The sequence below is a fragment of the Lapidilactobacillus mulanensis genome, from assembly GCF_003946215.1.
Lineage (GTDB): Bacteria > Bacillota > Bacilli > Lactobacillales > Lactobacillaceae > Lapidilactobacillus > Lapidilactobacillus mulanensis.
In genome coordinates this window covers 1-12,365 of the sequence record NZ_RHOW01000004.1, presented here as the reverse complement: position 1 = coordinate 12,365, position 12,365 = coordinate 1, and the positions used below count along the sequence as shown (strand labels likewise).

Below are 12,365 nucleotides of genomic sequence, written 5' to 3'. Positions count from 1 at the left end.
ATTAATCTAATATGCTGATTTTAGGGCGGAGGGAGGTCTACTCCTTTCGCCCTTTATTTTTTGAAAATAGTCGTGGAGGTTGTCCATCAATGGCAAAATTAATTGTTTCTGATGTCGATGTTAAGGATAAGAAAGTTTTGATCCGTGTCGACTTTAATGTTCCGATCAAAAATGGTGTGATCGGCAATGATAACCGTATCGTTGCTGCATTACCAACGATCAAATATGTATCTGAAAACGGTGGTAAGGCAATTTTACTTTCTCACCTTGGCCGGATCAAGAGTGACGAAGACAAAAAGGCTTTGAGCTTGCGTCCAGTTGCTGCACGTTTATCTGAATTACTTGGCAAAGAAGTTAAATTCGTGCCAACTAACGAAGGTACTGAATTAGAAGCTGCTATCAACGAAATGGCTGATGGCGATGTTATCTTAATGGAGAACACGCGCTTCCAAGATATCGACAATGACTTTGGCAAACGCGAAAGCAAGAACGATCCTAAGCTGGGCGAATACTGGGCTTCATTGGGCGACGTTTATGTCAATGATGCTTTTGGTACCGCTCACCGTGCTCATGCTTCTAACGTTGGTATCGCAACCGCTATGAAGGCTGCTGGCAAACCTGCTGCTGCTGGTTACTTGATGGAAAAAGAAATCAAGTATCTTGGCAATGCCGTTGATAATCCAGTTCACCCATTCGTAACGATCCTTGGTGGTGCTAAAGTTTCTGACAAGATCGGCGTGATCGAAAACCTGATCCCTAAATCTGATCATATCTTGATCGGTGGCGGTATGGCTTATACTTTCTTAGCTGCTCAAGGTCACAAAATTGGCAAGTCATTATTCGAAGCTGATAAAGTTGAATTGGCTAAAGAATTGTTACAAAAAGCAGGCGACAAGATCGTCTTGCCTGTTGATAACGTTGCTGCTGCAGAATTTTCAAATGATGCTAAGCACGAAGTTGTCGGCGTTGATATTCCTGACGGCGAAATGGGCTTAGATATCGGTCCTAAATCAATCGCTTTGTTCAAAGACATTCTTAAAGATGCCAAGACAGTTGTTTGGAATGGTCCTATGGGCGCATTCGAAATGAGCAACTATGCTGATGGTACCCTTGAAGTTGGCCGCGCACTTGGTGATTTGAAGGATGCTTCAACAATTATCGGTGGTGGCGATTCAGCTGCTGCTGCGATCCAATTAGGAATTGCTGACAAGATCAGCCATATTTCTACTGGTGGTGGCGCATCACTTGAATATCTTGAAGGTAAGGAATTACCTGGTATCGCTGCTATTTCCGAAAAATAATTTTTGAGGTGAATTAATTTTGAGAACACCAATTATCGCTGGTAACTGGAAAATGAACCAAAACCCTGAAGAAACAACTGCATTTGTTAACGCAGTTAAAGATCAATTACCTGCATCTGACAAAGTTGAAGCCGTTATTGCTGCACCTGCAGTTGACTTATCAGCTTTGCTTGCAAGTGCTAAGGGTTCTAACTTAAAGACTGCTGCTGAAAATGCCTATTTTGAAGACAATGGTGCATTCACTGGCGAAACAAGTCCTAAAGTTTTGAAAGAAATGGGCATTGATTACACAATCGTTGGCCATTCAGAGCGTCGTCAATATTTCCATGAAACAGACGAAGACGTTAACAAAAAAGCTAAAGCATTGTTCAACAATGGCATCACACCAATTATCTGCTGTGGTGAAACATTGGAACAACGTGAAGCTGGCGAAACAAACAACTGGGTTTCTGGTCAAGTTAAAGCTGCATTGGCAGGTTTATCAGCTGATCAAGTTTCTAGTCTCGTTATTGCTTACGAACCAATCTGGGCAATCGGTACTGGCAAGACGGCTTCAAGTGACCAAGCTCAAGAAGTTTGCCAAGTGATTCGTGAGACCGTCAAAGATCTTTACAACGAACAAACTGCTGAGAATGTTCGCATTCAATATGGTGGCTCAGTTAAACCTGCTAACGTTAAAGAATTAATGGCAAAGCCTGACATCGATGGTGGTTTAGTCGGTGGCGCTAGCCTTGACCCAGAATCATTCTTAGCTTTAGTTAATTATCAAGATTAATCGCAATTTCTTTGTTATTTACCCTGGTAATTTGGTAAAATAAGGTTGTCCGCCGATTTGATCGGTAAAAAGTAAAAAGGAGCAAAACATATGTCTGTAATTACTGATGTTTTAGGCCGCGAAGTTTTAGATTCTCGTGGTAACCCAACTGTTGAAGTTGAAGTTTATACTGAATTAGGTGGCTTTGGCCGCGCTATTGTGCCATCAGGCGCTTCTACAGGTGAACACGAAGCCGTTGAATTACGTGACGGTGACAAGAGTCGTTTCGGTGGCAAAGGTGTTTTAAAAGCCGTTGCTAACGTAAACGATGCTATTGCCCAAGCTGTTATTGGCATGGACGTTACTGACCAACGTGCCCTTGACCAATCAATGATCAAGTTAGATGGTACGCCTAACAAAGCTAAGTTAGGTGCCAACGCAATTCTTGGTGTTTCATTAGCTGCCGCTCGTGCTGCTGCTGACGAATTAGGCCAACCATTGTATGAATATCTTGGCGGCCCCAATGCCCATGTATTGCCAACACCTATGATGAACGTTATCAATGGTGGTGCACATGCTGACAACAACGTCGATTTCCAAGAATTCATGATCATGCCTGTTGGTGCTAAGTCTGTTCACGAAGCTATCCGGATGGGTTCAGAAACTTTCCAAGCTTTGAAGAAGATTTTGCAAGACCGTGGCGACTTCACTGGTGTTGGTGATGAAGGTGGATTTGCACCTAACCTTGCTAACAACGAAGAACCATTCGAAATCTTGGTTGAAGCTATCCAACGTGCTGGTTACAAACCAGGCGAAGATATCAGCATCGCATTTGATGTTGCTTCATCAGAATTCTACAACGCTGAAACTCATAAATATGAGACTAAAGCTGATGGTCGCGAATATACTGCCGAAGAATTCACTGAATTACTCGACGGTTTGATCGACAAGTATCCAATCGTTTCTGTCGAAGATCCTTTGGACGAAAACGAATGGGACGACTGGAAGACTTTGACTGCCAAACTTGGCAAAAAAGTTCAAATCGTTGGTGATGACTTGTTCGTTACGAACACTGATTATCTTAAGAAGGGTATCGACATGGGCGTTGCCAATGCCATCCTTGTTAAGGTTAACCAAATCGGTACTTTGACTGAAACATTCGAAGCTATCGAAATGGCTAAAGAAGCTGGCTACACTGCAATTGTTTCACATCGTTCTGGTGAAACAGAAGATACAACAATTGCTGACTTAGTTGTTGCAACTAATGCTGGCCAAATCAAGACTGGTTCAATGAGCCGGACTGATCGTATTTCTAAATATAACCAATTAATGCGGATCGAAGACCAACTTGGCGATGCTGCTCAATACAAAGGTATTCACAGCTTCTACAACTTAGGTAAATAATTCGTTTGAACCATCGAAAAGAACTCACAATTAAATTGTGAGTTCTTTTTTTGTAGCTTGTTATATGTGACTGTGGGTGACTGGAATCAACGTCTGATTCGGTTTGTAGAATTAGTTCTGCGAGTGGGTAGACCCGTTGTGTGTGGGTAACTAGAATTAACGGCTCATTTGGTTTGTGGTGTTAGTTCTGCGAGTGGGTAGACCCGTTGTGTGTGGGTGACTGGAATCAACGGTTCATTTGGTTTGTGGCGTTGGTGCTGCGTGTGGAAAGATGCGTTTTTTTAATTTGCTAGATTTATGTGGGGCGTTCGGTCTGATCGATTAGTTTGGCTTGGCCGTTGATCAATTCGACTTGTTGGAAATTGGCTTGCTGTCCATTTTTGTTGTAGTGATGGGCGATTTCAATGATGGCGACGTCAAGTGCATAAAGAATCTTTCTCACGTGAGTGGCACTTTGATCATCTAAAGAAGCCGTTACTTCATCAACAAGTAGAATTGGCTTCTTGCGCAAAATATTGCGGGCAATTTCGATGCGCGCAATTTGTCCGCCTGAAAGATTTGCACCACTTTCGCCGGCTTGATAAGTCAGTGGATCTGCACCTAACTCGGTTGTTAATTGAACCGTATCGAGTGCTGCCAGTAGAGCTTGTCTGGAAATTGCTTGGCCTAAAGCTAAATTGTAGGCGATAGTTTGATTAAAAATATAAGGTTGTTGGTGGATGATCCCAAATATCTGCGGATCAGTGAGGGGATGCCCATCTAGATCGATCGCGCCTTGATCCGGTTTGAAAACACCCATCAGTAAATTAAAAATCGTTGACTTACCGGCACCGCTTTTTCCAGTGATCAGGATGCGATCATGCGGATGAACGACTAACGAGAATTGATTCAGAACGACTTTATCTGCAAAGCTTTTAGTCACTTGTTTGATCGACAATGTCTTAAATGGTGAACGATTTTCCACAGAAAAGTCAGTTGATTCTGCTGCTTCTGGCCATGATGTGGTGCTGTTGTCCTGAATGATCGCTTCAACTTTCGTACGAACATCTTTCGTGGTTGTGATTTGATTGAAGTAGCTGACTGTATACATTAACGGATTAAAAACCTGATTAGAAGCCAGAAAAATCGCAATCAACGAGGGGATCGATAATGAGTGGGTCTGACTGATGACGAGCAACCCGATTCCAAAAGGAAGAATGAAGTTGATGCCCGAGAGGATGTGTGTAAAGAAACTCACCTTAGTTGTGAGCTTATCCATTTGATATTGCGCGGTTTCAGAGTTTTCTAAAGTTGACTGTAGTTTTGTTTCGCCGACTCGCAACGCCTGGTTGGCTTTGAGCGTGGTGCTCCCACTTAAGATATCTTTCAAATAGTCTAAGTAGGTTTGCTTTTGCAAGGAAAAATTGGCACCGGCTTGATTGAGCCTCTTCTTGGCGAGTTGTTCTGGAATTAGTATCGTGAACCCCATGGCAATGTAGAGCAACGCAATCAGTGGATCAATGGAGACCATATAAATGACTGAGACAGTAAGCGTACCGATATTACTCACGATATTGAAAATTGGTTCGAAATAATTGTTGACGAGTAAATTCAAATCGTTGCTGATGAATGAAATTGTTCCAGTAACTTTTGGATTTTGTGGCTGCCTCAATTGTTGGCGAGCAACTTGACGCTTTAAAAAGACATTGATTTGTCGTAGGATCGAAGCTTGCATCACACAGGCTAAATAAATGCCAAAGAATATCAGGATCCAAGCGCCTAAACTGCCTAAAGTAAATGTGATGATTTCCCGCGGTGTTGAATTCGACTTGAACTGTCCAACACGTTTGATCATCTCTGCAACGAAGACGCCGTTGAATGACGTTAAGATCAGACCGAGTAAAAAGACAAGATAGCTTGAAACTTTAACGCTTTTCCAAATTTTTTTCATAGTTGATTCCTCCAATGATCTAGGGCCGGTTAAGCTTTGCTATGCCGATATAGCTGACTATAGATTGTTATTGCCAGACTCAAATGATATGATGACGAAAACGACACCTATTAAATTTGAAAACTGATTATCAGTTAGAGTGATCATGGGGGCGGGATAAATGCTTGGTTCAATCATTAAACGATTTAGAGAAGAACAGAATCTAACTCAGCAAGAACTTTACACCGGGTTATTGAGCAAGCGCCAAGCCATCCGTTTCGAAAATGGCGAAGTGGATCTCAAGGCCAACAGCTTGTTAACAGTCATGTCAAGATTAGAGTTAGACTTAGAAACATTGCAACATTTGAATACTGAACAACCGAAATCCGATGATACGGCGAGGTCGGCTTATCAACAACTCAAATTCGATTCGTTAGAAGATCCCGCGCCGTTGGCTTTTTACGAACAGTATCGGAATAGCGCTGATCCGAAAGTTAAGCAGTTAGCAATCATGGCACATTTGAAATATTGGCTTGACGCAGATTTGCCAACAGAAGAACGATTGTGGTTGGCAACATATTATCTGGATAAAGTTTCATTGACGATCGATCAATTAACGATCTTGTTGAAAGAAGTTCTTCTGTTGGACCCGATGGTTGTCGAATCAACTTTTCAACGCATCGCAGATAATCTGGCACGTTTCAAATTTCATTCAGACTATTATCGCTTGAGTAAACTGTTATTACAGAATAGATTTTGGTATGCGATCGAGATCAAGGCACTACCAGAAGCCCGGAAGGTTTTAGCTGACCCGATGTGGCAAGCGGATAATCCCACACTGAATGAAAAAATGAGTTACTTAATTTTTCAGCAATTCGTTGAAATTGCCGACACAGATTCACGGGTCGCTGTTGAACAGATCAAACAGATTACGGGGACCCTTTTTGTTTTGAGCCCAGAGAGTGCGCAGTTTATTCAAGACGGTTACTTGGATACGGTCCGCCATCTGCGCCAACTATATGGCTATCATGTTGTCTGGTCTGACGAGGAGATCGGCGTGATTGTTCGGTTACTGGAGTCGATTCCGAAAAAGGCCAAGCAAGATTTGGGGACATATTTACAAGGATTTCCCGGATTAACCGCTGCGATTGCGAAAAAAGGCAATCCTCTGAGTTATTATCGAGACAAATAGTTTTTAATTGAGTGATTGTGGGACTGGAAAAAAGTCCGCAACTATGATATTGTTTTATGAGTAAGATTCTGTAGTTATGTTTTCGGAGGTCAAGCCATTGTACGATATTATTCAGACATTATTAATCATTGACTCGGTTATTATCATCATCGCAGTTATGATGCAACCGACTAAACAACAAGATGCGTTAAACGCACTATCTGGTGGTGGTGGCGAATTATTTGGTCAAACCAAGAAGCGTGGGTTTGAAGCGGTCATGGAGAAGGCAACTGCCGTCTTAGGAGTTATTTTCTTTGTGTTGGCAATTGCCTTGGTTTATCTGTCGTCACATTAACACTGGGAAATGATGCTCCTGCAAATCGTAGGGGCTTTTTTTGTAGCTTGTTGTTTTTTTGGTGTAGAACTGGAATGAACGTCTCATTCGGTTTGTAGAGTTAGTTCTGCGGGTGGGTAGACCCGTGGTGTGTGGTTTTGCTGGAGTGAACGTCTTGTTTGGTTCGTGGAGTTAGTTCTGCGGGCAGGTTGACCCGCGTGTGGTTTGTAGCTGGAATGAACGTCTCATTCGGTTTGTAGAGTTAGTTCTGCGTGTGGAAAGGCCCGTGGGTTGAGTGGGATGGGTTATCAGGCTTTTTTGAGCCAGTGAATGGGATTTGTGCTAAGCATCATTGCCAAATCGGAATGATGTTTCTAATCATTTGAAATTTTGCAATGGTGTTTAGCAATAGAGAAACTAATTAAATTATAGAAATAGTGAGGAATTAGATGGCAGAGCAAGATTATTTAACAGCAGAGGTTTTAGAGATTTTTCGGCAGAATCCTGAACGTAAATATGGTGTTCAAGATATCAACGATATTTTAAAACTCAAGGGTGCAACGGCATTCAAGCGTTTAGTCAAGATTTTGGCAACATTAGAAGGTGAAGGATCTGTTACGGTCAATGAAGGTGGGCGGTTCAAATTAACACCAACTTCTGAAGAAGTGATCGGTAAATTTTCCGCTAATGACAAGGGATTCGGATTTGTTCGCGTCGAGACTGACGAAGAGAGTACTGAAGAAGTTCCTGACGTTTTTGTGCCTAAGCAGAGCACTGCGCATGCCTTACAAGGTGATCGCGTTCAGGTTAAAATTGTTAAAAAGGCGAATCCTTGGAATGGTAAGGGTCCTGAAGGCGAAGTTAGCGAGATTCTTGAGCATGGCATGACTCAGTTAGTGGGCGAATTCCAGCCATACAGCGATGCGCAAGCCGCTAAGACCGGCTTGATCGGTTATGTCCGTAGTCATGATAAAAAATTGGCCAATTATCCTGTTTATATTAAAGATACAGGTATCCATCCACAAATGGGCGACATGGTTCAAGTTGAAGTGACTGAATATCCTAGCGATGCCTATCCAACTCGGATGTTAGGGCTAGCAATCACGTCTTTAGGTAATAAAAATGATCCCGGTGTCGATATTATGGCACTGGTCTATTCACATGGTGTTCGTACCGAATTCCCCGAGGATGTGCAAGCACAAGCACAAACTGTCCCTGATGCATTACAACCCAATGATTGGGTCAATCGCAAAGATTTGACCGATCAAGTGGTGGTGACCATTGATGGCGACGATTCAAAAGATTTCGATGATGCAGTTGGCTTAACCAAATTGCCAAACGGAAACTTTTATTTAGGCGTGCATATCGCCGATGTTAGCCATTACGTTACTGAAGATTCGCCACTGGATAAGGAAGCTTACGAACGTGGCACGAGTACTTATTTGACCGACCGTGTTTTACCAATGTTGCCATTCCGCTTATCTAACGGGATCTGTTCGTTGAATCCTGGCGAGGATCGTTTAACATTAACTTGTGAGATGGAAATCGACCATACGGGTCAAATTTTGAATCATCAGATTTTTCCAAGTGTGATCCGTTCTAAAGCGCGGATGACTTACAACAACGTCAATAAAATTATCGAAGATCATGATCCTGAGATGACCAAAGAATATGACCAATTAATCCCAATGCTTGAAGATATGGCTGACTTACATGCGATTTTATTTAAACGTCGTCATGAACGTGGAGCCATTGATTTCGAGGAAACAGAGGCTAAGATCAAGGTCGACGAAAAAGGTTGGCCAATCGATATCGTTCTGCGTGATCGCGGGACTTCTGAAAAGATGATCGAATCCTTCATGCTGGCAGCCAATGAAACCGTGGCTGAACATTACAATCACTTACACGTGCCATTCCTTTATCGCGTTCATGAAACACCAGACGGTGAAAAAATCAAAGCATTCTTCGAATTCGTTTCTGCGTTCGGAATCGTGGGTCACGGTAAGGCAGACGATATCAAGCCAATTGAATTACAAAAAGCTTTGGCGAAAGTTGTGGGCACACCAGAAGAAATGGTTGTCACGACGATGTTATTGCGGAGCATGCGACAAGCTCGCTATTCCGTTGATGCTCTGGGCCATTTCGGTTTAGGTGCAGAATACTACACGCATTTCACGTCGCCAATTCGTCGGTATCCTGATTTAATGGTTCATCGCTTGATCCATAGTTACGCGAGCCAAGGGATGTCTGACGATAACAAAGAACGTTGGGCAGAAAAATTACCTGACATCGCTGTTCACACCTCTGAGCAAGAACGCCGCTCGATCAGTACCGAACGGGATGTCGATGATTTGAAGAAAGCTCAATTCATGATGGATAAAGTCGGTCAGGAATTTAAGGGTGTTATCTCGTCAGTTACCAAATTTGGGATGTTCATTTCACTGGAGAATACCGTTGAAGGTTTGATCCATATTTCGAACATGCGTGACGATTATTACGACTACGATGAGAAACAAATGACGTTGACGGGTGCTAAGACGCATAATGTCTTCAAAATTGGGCAAGAAATTCAGATCAGAGTTTTGCGTTCAGATCCTGATCAAGGTCAAATCGATTTCATCATTGCCGGACAAGAACCTGCACCAGAAAGAACAACCAGAACCTCTGCACCGCACAAGCCTGCGACGACTGGCCAGAATAATAAGCCAACCCATCGAGGCAAGTATGAGCATAAATCTAATGGTTCACGCAATGGACAAAAGAAGCGTTAATTATTAGTCGACCTTCTTCTGCAACTACTACCTAAACGGATTTTATTTTGGGGGTAAGATTTGCAAAGCTGTTTTTTAGAAAGACTTACATCATTTCTCTGACTTCGAATAGACGAGGGGGAATTTGTGGTGAGAGCAGGTACTCGCAGTGAAATTTCTGTTAATGAGCGTACTTGGCGAATTTACAGAAATGGGCACATCTGAGATTTTCCCGGTCTTGGAAAAGCTCAGATTGCAGGTGTAAGAATTTCCGTACTTTGGAAATCCTGGAACCGTCCCCACAGCCAGTTGCCTGCTCTCACCGCAAATTCCGCCGGAATCACATAGATATATCAGAGCAATGTTTTTCAAAATCCACTAAAACTCATGAACTATTTTCGTTAATTTCAAAATGAAGTAGGTGATCAAGATGGCGAAGAAACATCCAGAAAAGCCTAAAAACCAGTTAGCTACTAACCGCAAGGCCCAACATGATTATTCGATTTCAGATACGTATGAAGCTGGAGTCGTTTTGACGGGGACCGAGATCAAATCGGTTCGGGCTGGCAAAATCAATCTAAAGGATGGCTATGCCCATTTTCGCCAAGGTGAATTATGGTTGGAAAATGTTCACATTAGTCCCTATGATGCCGGTAATCAGTTCAATCATGATCCGCTGCGGAATCGAAAATTACTTTTGCATAAACGCGAAATCGCTAAATTAGTCGGCGTGGTTAAAGATAAGGGTGTGACCATCGTGCCTTTGAAAGTTTATCTTAAGCACGGCTACGCGAAAGTTTTGATCGGTGTCGCAACTGGTAAGCATGAGTACGATAAGCGCGAAACCATTAAGCGACGCGAACAAGATCGCGAATTACAACGCGTGATGAAGAACAATTTCTGATGTTAAGCTCTGGTACGAAAGCGTTGGCCTCGATGGTCAACGCTTTTTTAATAAACATTTAATTATCCACGTTATTTTTTATCACATTAATATGCTATAATGTTGTAAAATTACGCGTAATGAGGGGCGCCTATGTCAGAACATGCACGAACTGATCGGATGCAACAAGAAACCGATGGAAAAGACAATGAATCACAGAAACCGTTCATACCGCGGCGACCACGTGATAAAAAGAAAAAGCCTATTTTAAGAATTATTTTGTTAGTTCTTGCGGCAATTTTATTAGTTGGTGTGGCATATGGTGTCCATCTTTATCAAGAAACGAAAAGTGCGCTAGATAAGACTTATTCCTCGGTTGATAAAGCAAAAGAAGCGGCAACGACGGATAATGTGGTTGCCAAGGATCCAATTTCTATTCTTTTGCTCGGAACGGATACCGGGGCTTATGGTCGTAAAGAAGTTTATGGTAATTCCGATACGATCATCGTGGCCACGATCAATCCGAAGACGAAACGGACAACGTTGACGAGTGTGCCGCGAGATACGATGGCTCAAATTGTCGGCACGACTAATTATGATTTCCAAAAAATCAACTCGGCCAACTTACAGGGTGGCGCTAAAATGGCCCTAAACTCTGTTTCTAAGCTTTTAAATGTCCCACTGACTAATTATGTTAGTGTCAACATGGGCGGCCTAGAACAGATCGTCAACGCCGTTAATGGGGTCGATGTGGAGGTCACCTTGGCCTTCTCATATGGTGGTTCAACTTTCAAAAAAGGCAAGATGCATCTGAATGGCGAACAGGCTCTTAATTATGCGCGGATGCGTTATGAAGATCCGCAAGGGGACTATGGTCGCCAGCAACGGCAACGTCAGATCATCGAGTCGATCATTAAAAGTGCTGCCTCAACGGGGACCTTGGCTAATTTTCAAAAGTTGTTAGACTCGATCTCGAGTAACGTCACAACCAATTTCACCTTCGATCAAATGGTCGCCATCTTCAAGAATTATCGGAGTGCTGCCACGACGGTTGAAAGTGATCACCTGCAAGGCGTGGGTGCCTATTGGGGTGAAGCATCTGTCCAAATTGCTTCCACAACAGAAATTCAACGGGTTTCCGATAAAATTCGTAACGAATTGAGCCTCACAAAAGAAACCGTCAGCAACGAAACCACGCGTCAAAATCAGTTGAATGCAAATAATGGGTTTATCTTCACTAACCCAACATTCGATCAGAATTATGAAGTCTACTCCAATTAAAGTCGGCTGATGCATTTCGCTTTATGATTTGAGTCATCACTTTTGCAAGGTGAATCGTATTGCGACAGTATTTAAAAAAATAGGCAAATAATTTTTGAGTAAAAGTATTGACCAATACTGCTTTTCTCGATATACTAATTATTGCTTATTGAATGGCCCGTTGGTCAAGTGGTTAAGACACCGCCCTTTCACGGCGGTAACATGGGTTCAAATCCCGTACGGGTCATGGCACCATCTGGAGGTTTAGCTCAGCTGGGAGAGCGTCTGCCTTACAAGCAGAGGGTCACAGGTTCGAGCCCTGTAACCTCCATGTAGCTTGTTAGTTTACTTATGCTAGAATTTGAATAACGTCGCATTCGGTTTGTAGAATTAGTTCAGTTTTGCGGAAGACCCTGGGCTGGATTTAGGACGTTGCTGACGGTTCTGTATTGAGTGGAACTAATAAGGAAGTTTATGTTTAATGGGCGTCTGATTGCTGGAGGTTCATTCGAAAAAAACCAACACAATTTTGTGGGTCTTTGTCAAATAGTGTTGGTGGAGATTTATGAGCGATATCTGAATTTACAGATATCGCTTTT

Annotated in this window: 9 protein-coding genes and 2 tRNA genes; 10 read left to right on the top strand and 1 reads right to left on the bottom strand. The window is 42.6% G+C overall.

Features of this window, described 5'->3' with window-relative positions; translation table 11 throughout:
- Nucleotides 1–89 precede the first annotated feature (89 nt).
- The 3 genes from EKM67_RS01665 to eno all read left to right on the top strand — a co-directional run bounded on the left by EKM67_RS01665 (nt 90) and on the right by eno (nt 3,459).
- Entirely contained in the window at nt 90–1,301 is a 1,212-nt protein-coding gene (locus EKM67_RS01665) for a phosphoglycerate kinase (protein WP_125576635.1), read from the top strand.
- 19 nt (nt 1,302–1,320) lie between these two features.
- Entirely contained in the window at nt 1,321–2,076 is a 756-nt protein-coding gene (gene tpiA / locus EKM67_RS01660; protein WP_125576633.1) for a triose-phosphate isomerase, read from the top strand.
- A gap of 90 nt (nt 2,077–2,166) precedes the next feature.
- Nucleotides 2,167–3,459: a phosphopyruvate hydratase gene (gene eno / locus EKM67_RS01655; protein WP_125576631.1), complete on the top strand. Its 1,293-nt coding sequence runs from the start codon at nt 2,167–2,169 to the stop codon at nt 3,457–3,459.
- 295 nt (nt 3,460–3,754) lie between these two features.
- On the opposite strand, the gene EKM67_RS01650 is transcribed toward eno, so the two are convergent.
- Entirely contained in the window at nt 3,755–5,389 is a 1,635-nt protein-coding gene (locus EKM67_RS01650) for an ATP-binding cassette domain-containing protein (protein ID WP_125576629.1), read from the bottom strand.
- Nucleotides 5,390–5,549: 160 nt separating this feature from the next.
- Between EKM67_RS01650 and EKM67_RS01645 the strand changes: the two genes are divergently transcribed.
- From EKM67_RS01645 to EKM67_RS01615, 7 genes are all read left to right on the top strand, one after another.
- Complete coding sequence (locus tag EKM67_RS01645; RefSeq protein WP_125576627.1) at nt 5,550–6,560, top strand: helix-turn-helix domain-containing protein; 1,011 nt, start codon at nt 5,550–5,552, stop codon at nt 6,558–6,560.
- A gap of 97 nt (nt 6,561–6,657) precedes the next feature.
- Nucleotides 6,658–6,894 (top strand): preprotein translocase subunit SecG, encoded by a 237-nt coding sequence (secG, locus tag EKM67_RS01640; protein WP_164506527.1) that lies wholly within the window; start codon nt 6,658–6,660, stop codon nt 6,892–6,894.
- A gap of 428 nt (nt 6,895–7,322) precedes the next feature.
- Nucleotides 7,323–9,644 carry a ribonuclease R gene (gene rnr, locus EKM67_RS01635; protein ID WP_125576623.1) on the top strand — a complete coding sequence of 774 codons (2,322 nt, stop codon included), beginning with the start codon at nt 7,323–7,325 and terminating at the stop codon, nt 9,642–9,644.
- A 409-nt stretch (nt 9,645–10,053) separates the two neighbouring features.
- Nucleotides 10,054–10,527, top strand: a complete 474-nt coding sequence (gene smpB / locus EKM67_RS01630) for an SsrA-binding protein SmpB (RefSeq protein ID WP_125576620.1) — start codon at nt 10,054–10,056, stop codon at nt 10,525–10,527.
- A gap of 132 nt (nt 10,528–10,659) precedes the next feature.
- Nucleotides 10,660–11,787, top strand: a complete 1,128-nt coding sequence (locus EKM67_RS01625) for an LCP family glycopolymer transferase (RefSeq protein ID WP_225417269.1) — start codon at nt 10,660–10,662, stop codon at nt 11,785–11,787.
- Nucleotides 11,788–11,941: 154 nt separating this feature from the next.
- A tRNA-Glu gene (locus EKM67_RS01620) sits at nt 11,942–12,013 on the top strand.
- 11 nt (nt 12,014–12,024) lie between these two features.
- Nucleotides 12,025–12,097 (top strand) — tRNA-Val (locus tag EKM67_RS01615).
- The last annotated feature ends 268 nt before the right edge of the window (nt 12,098–12,365 follow it).

Coding starts and splice junctions, on each gene's coding strand:
- EKM67_RS01665 (WP_125576635.1), top strand. CDS start 90: ATGGCAAAATTAATTGTTTCTGATGTCGATGTTAAGGATAAGAAAGTT.
- eno (WP_125576631.1), top strand. CDS start 2,167: ATGTCTGTAATTACTGATGTTTTAGGCCGCGAAGTTTTAGATTCTCGT.
- EKM67_RS01650 (WP_125576629.1), bottom strand. CDS start 5,389: ATGAAAAAAATTTGGAAAAGCGTTAAAGTTTCAAGCTATCTTGTCTTT.
- EKM67_RS01645 (WP_125576627.1), top strand. CDS start 5,550: ATGCTTGGTTCAATCATTAAACGATTTAGAGAAGAACAGAATCTAACT.
- rnr (WP_125576623.1), top strand. CDS start 7,323: ATGGCAGAGCAAGATTATTTAACAGCAGAGGTTTTAGAGATTTTTCGG.
- smpB (WP_125576620.1), top strand. CDS start 10,054: ATGGCGAAGAAACATCCAGAAAAGCCTAAAAACCAGTTAGCTACTAAC.
- EKM67_RS01625 (WP_225417269.1), top strand. CDS start 10,660: ATGTCAGAACATGCACGAACTGATCGGATGCAACAAGAAACCGATGGA.